The sequence below is a fragment of the Actinoplanes sp. NPDC051861 genome (genome assembly GCF_040681145.1).
Classification (GTDB): Bacteria; Actinomycetota; Actinomycetes; order Mycobacteriales; family Micromonosporaceae; genus Actinoplanes.
The window spans coordinates 277,154-295,883 of the sequence record NZ_JBFAYE010000005.1; the positions used below are offsets into that span (position 1 = coordinate 277,154).

Genomic DNA, 18,730 nt, shown 5'->3' on the forward strand with positions numbered 1-18,730 from the left:
TTCGGAAAGGCACCACCATGAGCTTCCCGCCCGGTTTCTTCATCGGCGCGGCCACCGCCGGCCACCAGATCGAGGGCAACAACGTCGCCAGCGACTGCTGGGCCCTGGAGAACGTGCCGGACACCGTGTTCGCCGAACGCAGCGGCGACGGGGTGGACTTCTACCACCGCTGGCCCGAGGACGTCGAGGCGGCGGCCGGGCTCGGCCTGCAAGCGCTGCGGTTCAGCGTCGAATGGTCGCGGGTCGAACCGGAGCCGGGCCGCTTCGCCCTGGCCGAACTCGACCACTACCGCCGGATCGCCGCCACCTGCCGCGACCTGGGCATGCAGTCGGTCGTCACCTTCAACCACTGGACCACACCGCTGTGGTTCGCGGCCTCCGGCGGCTGGACCCACCCGGAGGCGATCAACCGGTTCGAGCGGTACGTGGACCGGGTGACCAGGTATCTCGGCTCCGAAATCGACTGGGCGGTGACGCTCAACGAGCCCAACGTCGCCACCGTGGCCGCAGTCGGCGGCGGCGGCCTCGGCGGCTCGGCGGTCGGCAGTCTGGCCGACGCGCTGGCTCACGCGACCCGCCGGCACCCGAGCCCGGACGGCACGTTCACACCGATGATGCTCTGGGACGGCGACCAGCTCGGCATCTACACGGCCGCGCACCGGCGCGCCACCGAGGTGATCAAATCGCACGTCCCGGTGCCGGTCGGCTGGTCGCTGGCCTGCGTGGACTACCAGGCCGTACCCGGGCATGAGGGCCGTGCCGCGCAGGTCCGTGACCAGGCGCTGACCCGGTGGCTGGAGGTGAGCCGCGAGGACGACTTCGTCGGGGTGCAGAACTACACCCGCCGGCTGGTCGGCCCGGACGGCGTGCAGAAGCCGAAGCCGGGCGTCGCCGTCGACGACCTGAACTGGGAGGTGTATCCGCACTCGCTCGCCAACGCCGCGCGGCACGCCGCAGCGGTGTCCGGGCGCCCGGTGGTGATCACCGAACACGGCGTCTGCACCCAGGACGACACCCTGCGCCTGGAACACACCCGCAACCAGCTGCGGAATCTGGCCACGGCGATCGCCGACGGCGTCGACGTGCGCGGCTACCTGCACTGGACCCTGCTCGACGAGTTCGAATGGTTCTCCGCGTACGACGTGACGTTCGGTCTCGTGGAGGTGGACCGGAGCACGTTCGAACGCAAGCCGCGCCCGTCGGCCACCTGGCTCGGTGATCTAGCAGCCGGGCGGGCGAGCCTGTGACCGCGCCGTCCTTCATCGGATCCACCGCCCATCCGGTCAACGAGCCCGGCGATCCCGCGATCTACTTCCGGCGGGAATTCGAGGTGGGACCCGGACTGGAGTCGGCGACCCTGCGGGTGACCGCGCTCGGGATCGTGGAACCGCACCTGAACGGATCCGTCGTCGGCGACCAGGTGCTCGAACCGGGCTGGACGTCGTACCGGCATCGTCTCGTAGCCCGCCGACACGACATCACCGCCGCGCTGCAGCCCGGCGTGAACGTCTTCGGCGCGATCGTCGGCGAGGGCTGGGCCACCGGCCTGCTCGGCTACGAACAGATCGCCCGCCGGCGGCAGTACACGGACCGGATCATGCTGTATGCGGAGATCGAACTGCGGTATCCCGGCCGGACCGAGACCATCGGCACCGACGAGCGGTTCCGGGCCGGTACCGGCTCGGTACGCGCGAACAGCCTCTACGACGGCGTCACCATCGACGCCCCGCTCGAGCCGCTCGGCTGGGACTTGCCGGGATTCGACGACAGGGCCTGGGCACCGGTGGAGCAGGTTGCCTGGGACCTGGACACGCTGACCGACCCGATCGCCCCACCGATCCGGCGCATCGAGGAGCTGGCGCCACAGGCGGTCTGGATCTCGGACCGGGGAACCACTGTCTTCGACTTCGGGCAGAACATCTCCGGCTGGGTACGCTTGCGCGTCACCGGAACCCGCGGGCAGCAGATCACCGTCCGGCATAGCGAAGTGCTGGTCGACGGGGCACCGGACTACACCACGTTGCGGACCGCTCAGGCGACCGATCAATACCTGCTCGCCGGCTCCGGACCCGAGCACTTCGAGCCACGATTCACCTACCACGGGTTCCGCTACGCCGAGATCGAAGGCGCGCAGACCAGCGACGAGGTACGAGCAGTCGTCGTACACAGCGACATGACCCGCACCGGATGGTTCGAGACCTCTGACCCGCTGCTCAACCGCCTGCACGAAAATGTCGTCTGGTCGATGCGCGACAACTTCGTCGGCCTGCCCACCGACTGCCCCCAACGCGACGAGCGCCTCGGCTACACCGGTGACATCAACGCCTTCGCGACAACCGCCGCGTATCTCTACGACGTCTCCGGCGTGCTGCGCAACTGGCTCGCCGACCTGGCCGCCGAGCATCACGCTCTCGGCCACGTGCCCTATGTGGTCCCCGACGTGCAGCACACCTACCGGTCGCCGACCGCGTTGTGGAGCGACGCCGCAGTCAGCGTCCCGTGGACGCTGTACCAGCACTACGGCGAGGCCGAGATCCTGCGGGCCAGCTACGCGTCGATGGCCGCTTTCACCCGCTCGGTCGAGACGCTGCTGGACGACGACGGCGTCTGGAGCTCCGGCTACCAGTTCGGCGACTGGCTGGACCCGGCCGCACCGATGACTGATCCTCGCGGCGGGCGCACCGATCCCCATCTGGTCGCCACCGCCTACTTCGTCAAGGTCGCCCAAGAGATGGCCGCTGCCGCCGAAGTCCTGGGCGAGACCGGCGACGCCCATCACTTCGGCGCCCTCGCCGGCCGGGTTCGGGCCGCCTTCCGTGCCGAGTACCTCACCCCCAACGGCCGGATGGCCGGCGAAAGCGTGACCGCATACGCGCTGGCCATCGAATTCGGTCTTCTGGAGGAACACGAGCTGGCCACCGCTGGACGCCGGCTGGCCGCGCTGGTGCGCCGTGACGGGCACCGCATCTCCACCGGCTTCGCCGGCACACCCCACGTCGCCTCGGCGCTGACCCGCACCGGGCACACCGACGACGCGTACGCGCTGGTGATGCAGCGGGACGCGCCGTCCTTCCTCCACCCGGTCGTCCAGGGGGCGACGACAGTCTGGGAGAGGTGGGACGCCATCCTGCCCGACGGAACGGTCAATCCCTCCGGGATGACATCACTCAACCACTACGCGCTGGGCGCCGTCGCCCACTGGCTGCACACCGTCGTCGGCGGCATCGAGGCGACCAGCCCCGGCTACCGCACCGTGCGCATCGCGCCCCAGCCCGGCGGCGGCCTGACCTACGCACGGGCCACCCGTCACACCCCGCAGGGCGAGCTCTCGGTGACCTGGCGGCACGAGCACGAACGGATCGACCTGGAAGTCACCGTCCCACCCGGCACCACCGCGACCGTCGTGCCGCCCTGCCATCCCCAGCCCCGGTCTCTGATCGCCGGCAGCGGAAAACATCGATGGAGCTACACGGTCAGTAGCGATTCACCGCCGCTCACGCTGGACTCACCCCTGTACGCTCTCGCGGCCGACCCCGCGGTCTGGGCAGCAATCGCCAACGTCCTCGGAACCGACCTCCCGCCGAATGTCCTCGAGGATCTGCTCGGCGACCACACAGGAAGGCCGCTGTCGGTGGCGCTGAACGACTACTCCGTCATCTCGGCGCAGGTGCGTACCAGGCTGGACACAGCGATCAGGCGAGCGACCGCCGAGGGATAGACAGCGATCGCGCTACCGGTTGATGGCTGTGCGGGGCCTCTCGGCGTGTGTCCTTCGTATCAGATCCTCAACCATCCTAGGAGGATAGCCCAATAACCTCCGGCGAAACCCGCGCAGCGGCAATGTGCTGAAGCCTTCGATAAACAGGTTTCGAGTGCACGAAACAAAGAGCGCCTACCTGCAACACGGCGAGGCGCAAGAACGTTCATGACGGCACATGCGCAGCATTTGCCGCAACAGGCCGCATCCAGTACGGTAGATTAATATTAAATAGGTCGAGGCCGTGCTACCAAGCGCCTCAAGCAAACGCTGGAGCCCTTTACTGGCAGCATAAGGCGTGCATCGAGGTCGAGCTATACTAGCTGCTCAGGCACGGTAACGACCCCCACACTGCCAGTGTGGCGCACGAGCCCAGCCTTCACCCACGCCGCTGACCCTCGCTCCAGGTTACCTCTGAATCTGAGTTAGCCCACAAGGTGTCCCACTATCGGGTTACACGAGTCGGTCAGCGTGCGCCTCCGCCTCGGCTCGGACTTCCGCGCAGAATCGCGCTTCAATGTCGGCAGGTTCGCCGTCGACGTATTCGGCGTAGAGAAGCCGGCAAGCCGTAATTGCTGATAGGAGGTCTTCGAGAAGGTCAGGGGCTGGTCGGATCGGGTCGAGCATGGTCACGCGGACTGGCGTGGGGCCATCGTCATCGTCGTCGGCTGAGTCATCCTCGTCGGCGTCGTCGTCTTCGCGCTGGAAGAGGATGGTTTCCAGGTCCGAGACGATCCCGTCGGCGACCAGCATGGCGTCAGCGATCATCTCGACGATCACCCGGTACACCGTGTTGCTGAACTCGAGCAGGTTCAAGACTTCCGCGGGCGCTTGGTACGGCACCTTTTCGATGTCGTCCGCAGTGGGCAGCACGTCAGCAGGATCGAGATCCGACACCGCGACTACCACGTCGACTGCGGCTTTCAGCCAGTGCGCGGCTGCCACTGCAGCCGCGGTGGGATCGAACGTCTCGAACAGCAGCTGCTGTTCGAGCGGATTCTTCTGCAGTACCGCGCTGGCCGCGGTCACGTGCAATGGATTCGCGTCGGCGCGACTGAGGGCCACAGCCTGCTGCGCTCGGCCGGAAAGTGCTCCCTGCTCGGCCAGTTCGACGGCCGCGATCTCAGCTTCGACGTCCTCGCGCACCGTATCGCTGAGCTCCTCGTCGTTGAGCGCGTAGAGGGCACGGCCAGCGCGGTGGCTGTGTTCTTGGATCGGGTCGTAGCTGGTGAGGACAGCACCGTCCGCGTCTGGGAGGTGCGGGTCGAGCAGGTTCTGTGGCACTTTCTCGAAGCCTTCTCGTTCCAGCTGTCGACGCCAGCCCTCGGAGCCTTCGCCCTGACTCACTGTTGCGTTCGCGGGATGGGTATAGCTGCGCCACAGCGCCGCCGACAGGCCGGTGAGCTCTGCGGCGAGAGCAAGCCCTTCTTCTGTTCGCGTGTTCGGCGGTAGCTCGCTGACCACCGCGGCGAACAGTCCTCTGCCTGTCGACCAGGTCCGGATCAATGTGCCACTGCTGGTATCGACCGCATAGTTGGTCACTCTGAACCTCCACTTCAACCAGTTGGCACGTCCTACCTCGTCACGATGGGCCGCTCCCGAAGTCGGCCCGTTCAGGTCCGCGTCAGCCGCTGCCCTTGGCCCTGCGCGCCCGGCTCTTCGCTGACCGCTCCGCGAGTTGCAGCATGTACGCGCGGCGGGCATGAAGCGCCATCTGCGTTCGGGTCTCCGGCTCGAGTACGCCAAGCGGGTCGACCTGTTTCTCGAACCGGGCCAGGAACGCCGAGGTCGCCGGCGCGGTACGCCCTTGCCGGTCCGCGGTGTTGGCCCACGACGCGTGCGCCGCGATCCGTGCTCGCCGGACTCGCTGTTGTTCGGTCAATGCCACGGCTGCCCCTCCCCCACGGTCAGATTCGGTCGCCGATCCGCAGCCGTGCGTGAACGTGCTGTGCCCGCTCCGCGGCGGCGCTTGCTCCGTACCGGCGCGGCATGTCGTCGGAGGCCCAGCCGAGCACCAGCATCAGGTCGCCGGTGTCACCGCCGGCCAGTTTCCATTCGTGGGCGAAGTTGTGCCGCCACCGGTGCGCGTGCACGTTCGGGACTTTCGCGAGCTCACCACGTCGTCGCAGCATGATCTTGATGCCGTTGGACGACAGCGGTGTCTCGCCCTTCTCCGGCAGCCACAGCGCCGGTGTATCCGCGGCCCGCCGCCGGGCTCGTACACGCAGGTAGCGGCTCAAGGCTCGGCCGGCTTTGCCGCCGAACCGTACCCGTCGGTCTTTCATGCCCTTGCCGTGGAACAGCAGGGTGTCGGTGTTGAGGTCGATGTCGTCGAGTTGCAGGCCGGCGACTTCCGACAGGCGGGCGCCAGTGCTGTAGAAGACCCGGATGATCGCCGTGTCGCGCAGGGCCAGGAAGTCCTTGTCCTTGCAGGTGGCCAGGATCTTGGCGGTGTCGTCGTCGCCGAGGATCGGGATCAGCGTCTGGGCGGTCTTCGGCTGCTTGACCCGGGCCAGCGGAGATCGTTCGAGGTCTTCCTCTTCGACCAGCCATTTGAAGAACTGCTGCAACCCCTTGTGCTTGTTCAACGCCGTCGACGCGGACCTGGTCGCCACCATCCAGGCCTGAAATTCCTCGATGTGCCCCCGCTCGACCTCGGTTGGGTCGGCTGCTGCTTCGCCGGCTTCCAGCTCGTCGGCGTTGTCGATCAGGTACCGGCCGAATTGGGCTGCGGCGAGCAGGTAGTTGTAGCGGGTCGTCTCCGGGTAGTTCCCGCCGCGCAGCGTGCGGTCCCAGTCGCGTAGGTAGTCGAACCAGGCGGGGGTGAGTCCGCGGCAGACCTTCTGCAGATCCAGCACCGTGCTCACCCCCGCACCGACGGCAAGCCCTCACCGACAAGGCGGGAACTCCTTGGCGGAGCCACGAGGGCGCGAACCACATCGGGCGGCCCGCGAGATCATCGTCGGACGCCGGACCCGTTCGGGTGAAGTTGTCTGCGGTTGTCTTCGGTTGTCCGCAGTAAACCCGGCGAACACACCAGCTGCCGAACAAAACCTTCCTGAGCTGCCCGAACTTCGTGTACGTGGTCCGGGGCGGCGGAGGCTAACCGTCGGATCCGTTTGCGGGTTCGGCCTTGGGTGCCTCGACGTGGACCGAGAACGGGTGCACGGTGGCGTCGCTGTCCGCGATCGGGTCGAACCAGGCTTCGACCCGCATGTCGGACATGCCAAAGGATGAGGTGATGTCCTGGTCGTCTTCGAAGCCGTCGAGGTCGCGCCGGTACAGCAGCTCGTGGTCGACGTCCTCGTAGGCGGCGTCGTCGAACCCGTTGTACAGGTACTCGAGGCTGATGTCATCGTCGAGCAGGTCGTGGCTGTCCAGCAGGACTTTGGCGTTCTCGACGACGATGTGCAGGGCGAGGGCTTCGGCGACGCTGGCCGGCGGGATCCACTCGTCGGCGGTGAGCCGCGCGGTGATCATGACGGTGGCGACGAGAAACTGGCGGGCGAACCGGCCGTCGTAGTGTTGCGCGAACCGCTCGGGCAGATCGTCGAGAACCATGAAGACGTCATCGCTGTCGGCGACGGCCCCGTTGGTCCGCGCCAGCGTCTTGATGTCCTGGAACAGTTCGTCGATGACCAGCGAGGAGGCGTAGATCAGCGCCCCGGCGGCGAGCTTGGCGGTATCGTCGGCGTCTTCACCACTGGACTCGTCGTTCTCACGGTCGCTGGTGTCGAAGACGTCGAGGTCGAAGGCCCGCAGCTGACTCGCGTGGTCGATCACATACTGCCGCCAGTCGATCTCTTCATCGGTATCGGCCGGTTCTGCTGCCGGCTGGTTCTGCTCGGCGAGCCAGCGGGCGCGTTCGGCCGGATCGGCCGGCGGAACGCCGGGACCGTCGGCGGCCTGCAGACCGGCGTCGACGAAGCGCTCGTTGAAACCCACTTCACACTTGGCGATCGTCCAGTCGGCCAGGTGCTCGCTGTGATCCAGGATCTCGCGCATGATGTCGCGGGCCGCGGACTCGGCGACGTCGAGGGAGTCGGCGTCCAGGACCAGCAGCACGATCGCGCCCTCGGGGTGCGCGCCGACCCAGTAGCGGGTGACGAAGACCTGGCTGTCACCGTCTTCGGCGTCTGCGCCGTCGAGTTGTTCCAGCAGGCGGTCCAGCAGCGACCCGGCTCCTTCGGCTTGCAGTGGGTCGAGGTGTGGTGTTTCCGACGGCGGGGTCAGTTCGATGGATACTCCGTAATCCACCGTCGAAGCATAGAAGCTTTCGACGCCCGTGTGGGCCCGCCGTGTTGCGTCGTACCCGTCCGGGGCTGGCTCGGTCACCCGCGGGCCGTCGCGCACCGCAGTGTCTGTGGGTGCGCGACGGCCGTCGTGTGTGGCGTTCGTTCGTTGTCAGATCCGGGGGTGTGGTGGGGCCTGTTCGGTGGGCCCCACCACATTGCGCGGTGCTGGGATCAGACTTTCTCGCCGATGCCCATCTGGCTTTGTAGTTCCTGTGCGCGTTCGGCGGCGGCGCTGGCGCCGTAGTGGCGTGGCATGTCGGGTGACGACCAGCCGAGCAGCAGCATCAGGTCACCGGTGTTGCCGCCGGCCCGGTGCCATTCGTGGGCGTAGTTGTGCCGCCACCGGTGCGCGTGCACGTGTCCGAGCCCGGCTTCTTTGCCGCGGCGTTTGAGCATCAGCTTGATGCCGTTCGGGGTCAGTGCCACCTTTCCGCGTTCGGCCATCCACAGCTGCTCGATCTCGTCGGCGTACCGCTTCTTCGCCCGGGCCCGCAGGTATTGGCTGAGCACCCGGGCGGTCTTGGTGCCGAACCGCACACGGCGGTCCTTGGCGCCTTTGCCGTGCACGTGGATCGACTGGGTGTTCATGTCGATGTCGGTGAGCAGCAGGTTGCCGATCTCCGACAGCCGGGCCCCGGTGTTGTAGTAGAGCCGCACGAGGGCTTCGTCGCGGATCGCGGAGAAGTCCTTCTTCTGCCGGATGTGCAGGATCAGCTTCTTGGTTTCTTCATCCTTCATGATCGGGATGAGCTTCTTCTCGGTCTTCGGCTGCGGGACCCGGGTCATCGGGTGGGCGTCCATTTCGCCTTCGCCGACGAGCCATTTGAAGAACTGCTGCAGGCTCTTGTGCTTGTTCAGCGCGGTCGACGCGGACCGGGTCTCGATCATCCAGGACTGGAACATCTCGACGTGGCGCTTCTTGACCGCGGTCGGGTCGGTCGCGGCGCCGGAGCCGGCGTACTCCGATTCCGGGGATCGCAGATACCGGGCCAATTGTGTTGCGGCCAGAAGATAGTTGTAGCGGGTCGTTTCCGGGTGATTCGCGGCCCGCAGGGTGCGGTCCCAGTCGCGGATGAAGTTCGCCCAGTCGGTTCCCTCCAGGCCTTTGAGGAGGGAGTTGAGGTTGAGTAGGGGCATCTCTGGTCACCTGCCGAGTCAAGGGGTCTACAAGCGGCGTGCTCGACCCGGCAAGACGTACCAAGATCACAAAAGAGGGCCTCTGACCTGCAGAGACCCTCTCGCTGTCGGGCTGACAGGATTTGAACCTGCGACCCCTTGACCCCCAGTCAAGTGCGCTACCAAGCTGCGCTACAGCCCGATCCCGCCCCGAACCCCAGCCCGGCGCGACATCTCCTAAAGACTACCAACCCTTACCCGTGGGCCTTCCCTCGGCCCCCCGGCCCCGTCTTCTTCCGCGGCTTCACCGAGATCTCCACCGGCGAGCCCTCGAAGCCGAACTCCTCGCGCAACTTCCGCTCGATGAACCGCAGATAACCCGCGTCGAACGGACCCGTCGTGAACAGCACGAAACGCGGCGGTGCCACGCCGGCCTGGGTCGCGAAGAGCACTCGAGGTGCGCGTCCGCCCCGAACCGGGTGGGGGGTGGCCTGCGTCAGGGCGGTCAGCCACTGGTTCAGTGCGCCGGTCGGGATTCGCTGTTCCCACGAGGTCAGCGCTCGCCGGATCGCCGGTGCCAGCTTGTCCACCGCGCGGCCGGTCTTGGCGGAGATGTTCACCCGGACTGCCCAGGTGACCCGCTTCAGATCGCGGTCGATCTCCTTGTCCAGGTAGAACCGCCGATCGGCGTCGACCAGGTCCCACTTGTTGAACGCGATGACGAGCGCACGCCCGGACTCGATGACCTGGGTGATGACGCGCTGGTCCTGCTCGCTGATCACGTCGCCGGAGTCCAGCAGCACCACGGCGACCTCGGCGGCTTCCACGGCTCCGGCGGTGCGCAGCGACGCGTAGTACTCCGTACCCGAAGCCTGATGCACCCTCTTGCGCAGCCCGGCCGTGTCGACGAACTGCCAGACGTCGCCGTCCATCTCCACCAGGCTGTCGACCGGGTCGACGGTGGTGCCGGCCACCGAGTCGACGACCGCGCGCTCTTCCTTGGCGAGACGGTTGAGCAGGCTCGACTTGCCGACGTTCGGCCGGCCCACCAGGGCGACGCGGCGCGGGCCCCGCGGGCCGCCCTCGGTCACCGGCGGCGTGGGCGGCAGAGCGCTCAGGATGTCGTCCAGCAGGTCACCGGAGCCGCGGCCGTGCAGCGCCGAGATCGGGTGCGGCTCGCCAAGCCCGAGGGACCACAGCGAAACGGCCTCGAGCTCGAGATTCTGGTTGTCGGCCTTGTTGGCGACCAGGATCACCGGCTTGTGGCTGCGGCGCAGCATCTTGACGGCGGCCTCGTCCACGTCGGTGGGGCCCACCGTCACGTCGACCACGAAGATCACCACGTCGGCGGTCTGCACCGCGATCTCCGCCTGGTTGGCGATGGCGGCCGCGCGGTCCTTGGCGTCCGGCTCCCAGCCGCCGGTGTCGACGACGGTGAACCGCCGTCCATTCCACTGCGCGTCGTAGGGCACCCGGTCGCGGGTCACACCGGGAACGTCCTCCACGACCGCCTGCCGGCGCCCGATGATCCGGTTGACCAGCGTCGACTTGCCCACGTTGGGACGCCCGACGACGGCGACGACCGGCACGGGCCCCGCGAATTCCTCCTCAGCCGAAGCAGAGGAGGCGGAATCGGATAAATCAAACCCGCCCTCGAAGTCGTTCAGATCGAGGCCGGCGGGAAGCTCAGTCACTTACTTACCTTGCTGCTCAGCAGTTCACGAAGGTGCGCCACGACCTCGTCGATGCCCATCCCGGTGGTGTCCACCTCGATGGCGTCGGAGGCCTGGCGCAGCGGGTCGGTCGCCCGGCTGGAGTCGAGCTTGTCGCGGCGGGCCAGGTCGGCCTCGGTCGCCGCCACATCGGTGGCGTCCTCGGCGCTGCGTCGTGCGGCACGCGCAGCCGCCGACGCCGTCAGGTAGACCTTGAGGTCGGCGTCCGGCGCCACCACCGAAGCGATGTCACGGCCCTCGACCACGATCCTCGGATGCGCCGCGATGATCGCCTGCTGCAGCGCGACCAGGTGCTTGCGCACGGCAGGCACGGCAGCGACCGCCGAGACCGCACCGGTGACCTCCGGGCCGCGAATCGGCTCGTCGACACTGGTGCCGTTCGCCGCGAAGTGCGGCGCCACCGGATCGGTCCCGATCGAGAGCTCGGTCTCCAGCACGATCTTCGCGATCGCCTCGGGGTCGGTCAGATCCACGCCCGCCTGCAGCACCGACCAGGTCACCGCCCGATACATGGCGCCGGTGTCCAGATACACCCCGTCCAGGGCAGTGGCGAGCCGCCGGGAAACGGTGGACTTGCCCGAACCCGAAGGCCCGTCGACGGCCACCACGCACCGTTCCGGCCGTTCTTGAAGCGCCACCGTTCCTCCTAGATTCACCAGAACACCAACCCTCCCATTGTGCCCGCCCCCGCACTCATCGACGAACCGGGGCAGGACCGCGATCACCTGCCCGGCCAGGCCGCGACGCGGCTCACGCACTGCGCTGCGACAAAGCCAGCGGGGGTACGCGCAAAGCAACCTTGCCGTGCCTGCGCCTCGGTGTCGTCGGTAGAAGGATGTATGGCGCCGATTTTTGCCGTACATCGAAGGAAGGATTCGCTCTCGGCGCCGTGCTGCCAGGATCCTTGGCATGCCGAACACGACAACGATCTATCGACGAACCACCCTCCACGCATTACGTTACTCACGAGTAACCAAGGAGGGTGCCGCATGCCAACGCTCGACCGCCACGACGACGTCTTCGTCCTCAACCTCGGCGACAACGAGAACCGCCTACACCCCGACCAGATCACCGCCCTCAACAAACTGCTCGACGAGATCGAGCAGGCGCCGAGCCCGTCAGCCCTGGTCACCACGGCCACCGGCAAGCATTACAGCCTCGGCCTCGATCTCGACTGGCTGGGCGCCAACCCCGACCAGCGCGTCCCCTACGTCAAGTCCATCCACGACCTGCTGGCCCGCTTCCTCAGCCTGCCGATGATCACCGTTGCCGCACTCCAGGGCCACACGTTCGCCGGCGGCGCCATGCTCTCCCTGGCGCACGACTTCCGGGTCATGCGCGCTGACCGCGGCTTCTGGTGCCTTCCGGAAGCGGACATCGGCCTCCCGTTCACCCCCGGCATGAGCGCCCTGATCCAGGCACGTCTCACGCCTCAGGTGGCGCACGAGGCCATGGTGACCGCTCGCCGCTACGGCGCCACCGAGGCCGCTGAGCTGAGCATCGTCGACCAAGCAGTCCCCGAGGACGCCGTGCTCAGCACAGCGATCTCCCTGGCGCAGGCACAGGCAGGCAAGGCCGGTCACGCGTTGCGACTGATCAAAACCCGCCTGTACCCCGACGTCATCGACAAACTCACGCTTTCCGACATGTAGAAGGAGGAACACCCACCCGAACCCGTTCTCCGAGACCCGCCGCCAAACCTGAGCAGTCCGCATCGGCGTCCCGCCCCTACGCGCAAATCACGACCAGCGGGCCCACAGCACGACCAGCGGGCCATGGCACGACGGACGGGCCCATGGCACGACGGGCGCACGCGCGGCACGACGGGCGCACGCGCGGCACGACGGGCGCACGCGCGAACCGACCAGCGGACGCACGGCACGACCGGCGGACGCACGGCACGACTGGCGGACGCACGGCACGACCGGCGGGCTTAAGTGGTCGGCCCGCGCGCGTGGATCAAGCGCAGCGGTTCAGCGCCGGCAGCAGCTTGGCGGTGATCGCTTCGAGGTGTTCTACGTCGTCGGCGTTCAGGTGGTCGAAGACCAGACGGCGTACCTCCGTCACGTGGCCCGGCGCGGCGTCTTCCAGGGCGGCCAAACCCGCCTCGGTGAGGTAGGCGACCTGGCCTCGCTTGTCGCTATGGCAGGCCTGGCGTTCGATCCAGCCGCGTTGTTCCAGGCTGGCCACGGCGTGGGACAGGCGGCTGGAGGTGCTGCCGACTACGCGGGCCAGGTCGGTCATGCGCATCGAGCGGTCTGGTTCGGCGCTGAGCATCGCGAGGATCTGGTAGTAGGCGTGGGGAATTCCGGTGTCCTCGCGCAACTGCCGGTCCAGGGCGGCGGGCAGCAGCATCAGCATCTGGGCGACGTTCACCCAGGTCCGCAGTTCCGCGTCGGTCAGCCAGCGCGGTTGGGTCTCGGGTCGAACGTCGGTCACCGGATCATCCTCGCCGATCCGCAGGGTCAGGGCGCGAGCACGTGGGCGTTGATGTCCCGGACCTGCTGGGCCAGGTCAGGCATCTCAATGATCTGCACGCCGTGCTGCCGCAACGTTTCGACGCCGTCGCAATCCGCGAAAATCAGCGGCTCGCGCAGGGCCAGTACTACGCGGGCGACGCCGGCCGTCAGGACGAGGTTGGTGCAGGACGCCGGGCGGGACCGCCGCGTCGTGCACGGCTCGAGGGAGGTGTAGAGAGTGGCCCGTGACAGGTCGACGCCGGGTGCCAGCTTGGCGAGCGCGACCTCCTCGGCGTGGTGCGCCGGGTCGGTCTCGCCGGTGTACCCGGTGGCCAGCACCGTGCCGTCGTGGTCCACGATCAGGGCGCCGACCGCATACCGGTCCGGCACGATCGGCGCGGACCGCGACAGGTCGATCGCGGCACGCAGCCGGTCCCGGTGCGTGGCAGTCGGCAGCAGCGTCGTAGTCATCTCAACCGGCAAGTCTGCGGCGACGCCAAGCCCTCGGTCCAGCAGAGTGGCGGTCGTCTCAACCAGCGGATCTCCACCGCGGAGGAGAAAGGCTTCCGGCGCGGCGGGCAGGACATCGGAATACGGGGAGAGGAGGGTACCGGCCGACCCGGCGGCATCGACGCCATCCGGCTGAGCGGAAGCGACGTCTGTCGGCACCGCAGCGTCGACACAATCCGGCTGAGCGGAAAGGACCGCTGCCGGCACGGCGGGACGAGCGTCCCCCGCCGGGCCAGGGAAGGCGCCACCCGCCGGGGCGGGGAGGAGGCCGTCCGCCGAGGCGGGGAGGAGGCCATCCGCCGGGGCGGGGAGGAAGCCGCCCGCCGGGGCGGGGAGGAAGCCGTCCGGCAACTCGGTGGGCCAGTCCGACATGGGGGTGCGGTCCAGTGGAGTTGTGGTCATGTCAGCCGGCCAGGGGGAGGTTGAGGGTGTGCGCGGTGTGGTCGCGCTTGGTGGTCAGGTAGCGGGCGTTCGCCTCGGAGAGGTGTACGCCGGTGGGGACTCGGTCGGTGACCTCGATGCCGAGGGCGTCCAGCTGGGTCGCCTTGTCGGGGTTGTTGCTCAGCAGGCGGATGCGGTCGGCGCCGAGGGCGGTCAGCATCTGGGCGGCGGCTGTGTAGTCGCGTTCGTCCTCGGCGTGGCCCAGGGCCAGGTTCGCCTGGTAGGTGTCGAGGCCGGTGTCCTGGAGGGCGTACGCGTCGAGCTTGGCGTACAGGCCGATGCCGCGGCCCTCCTGGCGGAGGTAGAGCAGGAAGCCGCCGGTGTCGGTGATGCGCTCGACGGCCTCGCGCAGCTGCGGGCCGCAGTCGCAGCGCTCGCTGCCGAAGACGTCGCCGGTGAGGCACTCGCTGTGCGGGCGGACCAGCGGGGCGGGGCCGCCGACGGCGGAGGCGGCGAGAGCGGCTCGCCAGTCGCCGAGGGCGAGGGCCAGGTGTTCACGGCCGTCGGCCAGGCCGGTGAACGTGTGCACCTCAGCGCTGGTGGTGTAGCCGTCCGGGAAGCGCAGGGGTACGACGACCCGGGTGCGCACCCTGGCCACCGGTGTCCCGATCGTGATCGTCATACCAACCCCCATGAAGTTGAAGTTTCACCAACATCCTCTCTCCGGTGATGTTGAAACTTCAAGGATGACTTCAGTGGCGAACGACACCCCACCACCGCGCCCTCGGTGGCGCTTTTCCAGGGATCGGCACCGGGCGCCCTCACTCGAAGGATTCACGGTCCGGCATTTCCTTGACCGGCCGGTTCGGGAGCAGCTACGGTCGTTTCAACCTAAGGGTTTAAAGACGAGGAAGGACGACACGATGTCCCTGCACGACCTGGCTCCCGCCGAGCGGCACCGCAGGATCGCCGCCGACTTCACCGCCCGCGTTCAGGGCGCCAAGGACTGGGAGGCTCCCGCACCAGTCGCCGGGTGGAACGCCCGCGACGTCGTGCGGCACCTCGTCGAGTGGTTCCCCGGCTTCCTGTCGTCCGGCGCCGGCATCGACCTCCCCAAGGGCCCGAGCGTCGACGACGATCCGGCCGCCGCCTGGCATTCCCAGGTCACCGCGGTCCAGGCCCTGCTCGACGACCCGGAGACGCCGCAGCGGGTGCTCGCCAACCGGCACATCGGCGACGTGCCCCTCGACCAGGCGATCGACAACTTCTACACAACCGACGTCTTCATGCACACGTGGGACCTGGCCCGCGCGACCGGCCAGGACGACCGCCTCGACCCCGACCAGTGCGCCATCCTCGTCGAGGGCATGAAGCCGATGGACGAGATCCTGCGCTCGTCGGGCCAGTACGGCCCGCGTGTCCCCGTCCCCGCAGACGCCGACCCGCAGACCCAGCTGATCGGCTTCATCGGCCGCGACCCCCACTGGACCCCGGCCTGACATTCAAGAGAAGCCAAGATCCGCTGGGACACTGGTCCGTTCGGCGGGAGTTGGTGACGGAGATCCGCAATCAGTGGGAGGTGAGGGTCAGGGCGGCATCCACGATTGAGGCGGTGTCGATGCCGTGGAGGCGATAGGCGTCGGCGAGATTCGATGACTGGCCGAACTCGGTGACGCCCAGGCAGCGGATTCGGTCGCCGCGGATCGCGCCGAGGAACGCGAGCGTGTGCGGATGCCCGTCGTGCACGGTGACCAGGGGTGACCGATGTTCGGCCGGGAACAGCTCGGACACGATCGATCCGCCCACCCCCGGCTGCCGGGTGCCGCGCTGCTGGAACGATCGGAACACCAGATCCGGGCTGGTCAGGCAGACCACACCGGCGTTGACCCCCTGCGCCGCCAGAGCGCGCGCCGCCGCGACGACCTCCGGCATGATCGCGCCAACGCCGACCAGGGTGACATGCTCCTCGGACAGCGGGTGCGAAACGGGCAGCGGGTGCGAAACGGGCCCCGAGTGCGAGACCGGCCCCGAGTGCGAGACCGGCCCCGAGTGCGAGACGGGCAGCCGATAACCACCCGCCACCGCCTGGCGCCGGCGGCGTTCGCGCAGGGCCGGGTCGTCGGGGACGGCGGCGAGTTCGGGGTCGATCGGGCGGGTGGAGAGGCGGAAGTATGCCGACGTGCCGCCGGACACGCCGACCTGGTTCATCGCGTGCAGGAAGCACCACTCCAGGTCCTGCGGGAATGCTGGTTCCCAGGCCACGCAGCCCGGTTGTTCCAGCCCGATCGACGGGGTGGTGATCGACTGGTGCGCGCCGCCCTCGGGTGCCAGCGTCACCCCGGACGGTGTGCCGACCAGGATCGACTGCCCACCGGCGTAGATGCCGTAGGACCAGGGTTCCAGGGCGCGCGAGACGAACGGGTCGTAGAGGGTGGCGATGGGGATGAGCCGCTCGCCCCAGCGGGACCAGGTCGCGCCGAGCTCGCCGAGCAGTGACACGAGGTTCACCTCGGCGATGCCGAGTTCGATGTGCTGGCCGGTGCGGTTCTCCTGCCAGCGCAGCACGCGTTCGGCGTCGTCGGCGAACCAGTCGCGGCGGTCCTGCACCGACCAGACGCCGGTTTTGTTGATCCAGCCGCCGAGGTTGGTGGAGGACGCGACGTCCGGCGAGCAGGTGACCACGCGGGCCGCGGCGTCGGGGGCGTCGCGCGGGAGGTCGGCCAGCAGGCGGCCGAGTGCGGCCTGGGTGGAGATCGATTTACGGTACGGGTGACCGAGCTGAACCGGCACCGCCACCGGGGCGGGCGCAGCGACCGCTTCCCGGCGCAGCACTCGTCCGCGCTCGTCACACAGTTGTGAAGCCGCGGTGCCGGACGCGAACCGTTGCCACGGTGCCGCGCGGTCCATGCCCGACGACGATGCCAGCGCGTCCATCTGCACACCGGACAGCAGCGCCGAGTGGTTGTTCGGATGGCCCTCGGTCGGCAGCCCGCGGCCCTTGACCGTGTACGCGAAGACGACGGTCGGGCGATCCGGGTCGACCGAACGGAATGTGTCCACGAGCAGCTCGATGTCGTGGCCGCCGAGGTCGCGGACAGCAGCGGCGAGTTCGCCCGGTTCGACCTCGTCCAGCAGTTCCTTGACCTGCGGCGCGCCACCCGCGAGGATGCGCTCCGCCGTCTGCGCCGGACCCGCGCGCAGCATCCGCTGGTACTCCTCGTTCGGCATGGCCTCGAGCCGCGCCCGCAGCGCCTGCCCGCCCGGCCGCTCGAACAGCCTCGAGATGATCCGTCCCCACTTGAGGACGACGACCTGCCACCCGGCCGCGGCGAACATGCCCTGGAGTTTGGCGATCTGGATGTCCGGGACGACCCGGTCCAGGGACTGCCGGTTGAGGTCCACGACCCAGAGCAGCTCACCCATCTTCGCCACGGCCGGATCCATCACGGCTTCCCAGATGGCGCCCTCATCGAGTTCCGCGTCACCGAGCAGACTCACGAAACGGCCGCCCTCTGGCGTACCCGAAAATCTAGAGGCCAGGTAGCGGTGTGCCATCGCGGCCCAGAGAGCAGCCGTCGCGCCGATGCCGACCGACCCGGTGGAGAAGTCGACCGTGTCCGGATCCTTCAGCCGCGACGGATATGACTGAAGGCCGCCCTTGGCGCGCAGCAGCGGAAGGTAGGACTCGTCGAGGTCGCCGAGCAGGTAGTTGATCGCGTGCAGGACGGGCGACGCGTGCGGTTTGACCGACACCCGGTCCTGCGCGGTCAGCTCGGCGAACCAGAGGGCGACCATGATGTCGACCATCGAGGCGCTGGAGGCCTGATGGCCGCCGACCTTCACTCCGGAGTCGTTGGGACGGCCGGCGTTCGCGGCGTCGACGATCGACGCGGACAGCCAGAGCACCCGGCGGGCGATCTCACGCAGGACCTCGATGTCAGGCGTGGGGTTGGTCATGGGACTCTCCGGCTCGAGGGTTGAGGACTTTCTCCAGGGCGGTCGCCACGAGGCGCGCCTCGCCCGCGGTCATGCGATCGGTGAAGTGGCGGCGAATGCCGGCCAGGTAGGTGGGCGCGGCTTCGGCCTGCCGCTTGCGGCCTTCGTCGGTTATTTTCGCGTACGCGGAGCGCCTGTCATCCGGGTTCGCTTCGCGCGTGACGAGCCCCGCGTCGGTGAGGGCGTCGACGACCCGGCTGACACGGCTGCGGCTGACGACCGCCCGCTCCCCCAGCTCGCCCATGCTGAGGCGCCCGCCGGGGGCGTACTTGAGTTCGAGCAAGACGTCATACCAGGTCAGCGGCAGTCCGCACGCGGTCTGGAGCTCGCGGTCGAGAACCGGGACGAGCGCGGCGTGCACTCTCAGCAGGGCCGCCCAACCGCTCACGTCGGTGTCGCTCATCACCAAAGCCTACCCAGCTCTTGTGCGTGCGCACGCACAGGATTAGAAATGTGCGTGCGCACGCATCTAAACAAGGGAGA

16 protein-coding genes and 1 tRNA gene are annotated in these 18,730 nt (G+C 68.2%); 4 read left to right on the forward strand and 13 right to left on the reverse strand.

The window, feature by feature from the left end:
* The first annotated feature begins 17 nt into the window (after nucleotides 1–17).
* Entirely contained in the window at nucleotides 18–1,247 is a 1,230-nt protein-coding gene (locus AB0M02_RS18035) for a family 1 glycosylhydrolase (RefSeq protein ID WP_364228084.1), read from the forward strand.
* Nucleotides 1,244–3,718: a family 78 glycoside hydrolase catalytic domain gene (locus tag AB0M02_RS18040; RefSeq protein ID WP_364228085.1), complete on the forward strand. Its 2,475-nt coding sequence runs from the start codon at nucleotides 1,244–1,246 to the stop codon at nucleotides 3,716–3,718. Before AB0M02_RS18035 ends, AB0M02_RS18040 begins: the two co-directional genes overlap by 4 nt.
* A gap of 492 nt (nucleotides 3,719–4,210) precedes the next feature.
* Here the strand turns inward: AB0M02_RS18040 and AB0M02_RS18045 are convergent, their stop codons facing one another.
* From AB0M02_RS18045 to cmk, 8 genes are all read right to left on the reverse strand, one after another.
* Entirely contained in the window at nucleotides 4,211–5,299 is a 1,089-nt protein-coding gene (locus AB0M02_RS18045; protein ID WP_364228086.1) for a hypothetical protein, read from the reverse strand.
* 82 nt (nucleotides 5,300–5,381) lie between these two features.
* A complete protein-coding gene (locus AB0M02_RS18050) occupies nucleotides 5,382–5,645 on the reverse strand; it encodes a hypothetical protein (protein ID WP_364228087.1) in 264 nt (87 codons plus the stop codon).
* A 19-nt stretch (nucleotides 5,646–5,664) separates the two neighbouring features.
* Complete coding sequence (locus AB0M02_RS18055; protein ID WP_364228088.1) at nucleotides 5,665–6,624, reverse strand: tyrosine-type recombinase/integrase; 960 nt, start codon at nucleotides 6,622–6,624, stop codon at nucleotides 5,665–5,667.
* 235 nt (nucleotides 6,625–6,859) lie between these two features.
* Nucleotides 6,860–8,110 carry a hypothetical protein gene (locus AB0M02_RS18060; protein ID WP_364228089.1) on the reverse strand — a complete coding sequence of 417 codons (1,251 nt, stop codon included), beginning with the start codon at nucleotides 8,108–8,110 and terminating at the stop codon, nucleotides 6,860–6,862.
* A 113-nt stretch (nucleotides 8,111–8,223) separates the two neighbouring features.
* A complete protein-coding gene (locus AB0M02_RS18065) occupies nucleotides 8,224–9,189 on the reverse strand; it encodes a tyrosine-type recombinase/integrase (RefSeq protein ID WP_364228090.1) in 966 nt (321 codons plus the stop codon).
* 107 nt (nucleotides 9,190–9,296) lie between these two features.
* A tRNA-Pro gene (locus AB0M02_RS18070) sits at nucleotides 9,297–9,370 on the reverse strand.
* A gap of 52 nt (nucleotides 9,371–9,422) precedes the next feature.
* Nucleotides 9,423–10,862 (reverse strand): ribosome biogenesis GTPase Der, encoded by a 1,440-nt coding sequence (gene der, locus AB0M02_RS18075; RefSeq protein WP_364228092.1) that lies wholly within the window; start codon nucleotides 10,860–10,862, stop codon nucleotides 9,423–9,425.
* A complete protein-coding gene (cmk, locus tag AB0M02_RS18080; RefSeq protein WP_364228093.1) occupies nucleotides 10,859–11,539 on the reverse strand; it encodes a (d)CMP kinase in 681 nt (226 codons plus the stop codon). Before cmk ends, der begins: the two co-directional genes overlap by 4 nt.
* A 351-nt stretch (nucleotides 11,540–11,890) precedes the next feature.
* Between cmk and AB0M02_RS18085 the strand changes: the two genes are divergently transcribed.
* Nucleotides 11,891–12,553, forward strand: a complete 663-nt coding sequence (locus tag AB0M02_RS18085) for an enoyl-CoA hydratase-related protein (RefSeq protein ID WP_364228095.1) — start codon at nucleotides 11,891–11,893, stop codon at nucleotides 12,551–12,553.
* A gap of 307 nt (nucleotides 12,554–12,860) precedes the next feature.
* On the opposite strand, the gene AB0M02_RS18090 is transcribed toward AB0M02_RS18085, so the two are convergent.
* The 3 genes from AB0M02_RS18090 to ribA all read right to left on the reverse strand — a co-directional run bounded on the left by AB0M02_RS18090 (nucleotide 12,861) and on the right by ribA (nucleotide 14,933).
* On the reverse strand, nucleotides 12,861–13,340 hold the full coding sequence (locus AB0M02_RS18090; protein ID WP_364228096.1) for a MarR family transcriptional regulator: 480 nt from the start codon (nucleotides 13,338–13,340) through the stop codon (nucleotides 12,861–12,863).
* A 26-nt stretch (nucleotides 13,341–13,366) separates the two neighbouring features.
* A complete protein-coding gene (locus AB0M02_RS18095; protein WP_364228098.1) occupies nucleotides 13,367–13,831 on the reverse strand; it encodes a deaminase in 465 nt (154 codons plus the stop codon).
* Between the two features lie 442 nt (nucleotides 13,832–14,273).
* Entirely contained in the window at nucleotides 14,274–14,933 is a 660-nt protein-coding gene (gene ribA / locus AB0M02_RS18100; protein WP_364228100.1) for a GTP cyclohydrolase II, read from the reverse strand.
* A gap of 241 nt (nucleotides 14,934–15,174) precedes the next feature.
* Between ribA and AB0M02_RS18105 the strand changes: the two genes are divergently transcribed.
* Nucleotides 15,175–15,750 carry a TIGR03086 family metal-binding protein gene (locus AB0M02_RS18105; protein WP_364228101.1) on the forward strand — a complete coding sequence of 192 codons (576 nt, stop codon included), beginning with the start codon at nucleotides 15,175–15,177 and terminating at the stop codon, nucleotides 15,748–15,750.
* Between the two features lie 70 nt (nucleotides 15,751–15,820).
* Here AB0M02_RS18105 and AB0M02_RS18110 read toward each other — a convergent pair whose 3' ends face one another.
* The gene (locus AB0M02_RS18110) at nucleotides 15,821–18,208 is read right to left on the reverse strand and encodes a pyruvate dehydrogenase (RefSeq protein ID WP_364228102.1); all 2,388 of its coding nucleotides are present in this window, start codon (nucleotides 18,206–18,208) and stop codon (nucleotides 15,821–15,823) included.
* A complete protein-coding gene (locus AB0M02_RS18115) occupies nucleotides 18,189–18,650 on the reverse strand; it encodes a MarR family transcriptional regulator (RefSeq protein WP_364228104.1) in 462 nt (153 codons plus the stop codon). The genes AB0M02_RS18110 and AB0M02_RS18115 overlap by 20 nt, the downstream gene beginning before the upstream one ends.
* Between the last annotated feature and the right edge of the window lie 80 nt (nucleotides 18,651–18,730).

What these genes read in the sequence shown, in the direction of transcription:
- AB0M02_RS18110 (WP_364228102.1), bottom strand. Translation starts at nt 18,208, where the DNA reads ATGACCAACCCCACGCCTGACATCGAGGTCCTGCGTGAGATCGCCCGC.
- AB0M02_RS18115 (WP_364228104.1), bottom strand. Translation starts at nt 18,650, where the DNA reads ATGAGCGACACCGACGTGAGCGGTTGGGCGGCCCTGCTGAGAGTGCAC.
- AB0M02_RS18085 (WP_364228095.1), top strand. Translation starts at nt 11,891, where the DNA reads ATGCCAACGCTCGACCGCCACGACGACGTCTTCGTCCTCAACCTCGGC.
- ribA (WP_364228100.1), bottom strand. Translation starts at nt 14,933, where the DNA reads ATGACGATCACGATCGGGACACCGGTGGCCAGGGTGCGCACCCGGGTC.
- AB0M02_RS18105 (WP_364228101.1), top strand. Translation starts at nt 15,175, where the DNA reads ATGTCCCTGCACGACCTGGCTCCCGCCGAGCGGCACCGCAGGATCGCC.
- AB0M02_RS18095 (WP_364228098.1), bottom strand. Translation starts at nt 13,831, where the DNA reads ATGACTACGACGCTGCTGCCGACTGCCACGCACCGGGACCGGCTGCGT.
- AB0M02_RS18035 (WP_364228084.1), top strand. Translation starts at nt 18, where the DNA reads ATGAGCTTCCCGCCCGGTTTCTTCATCGGCGCGGCCACCGCCGGCCAC.
- AB0M02_RS18065 (WP_364228090.1), bottom strand. Translation starts at nt 9,189, where the DNA reads ATGCCCCTACTCAACCTCAACTCCCTCCTCAAAGGCCTGGAGGGAACC.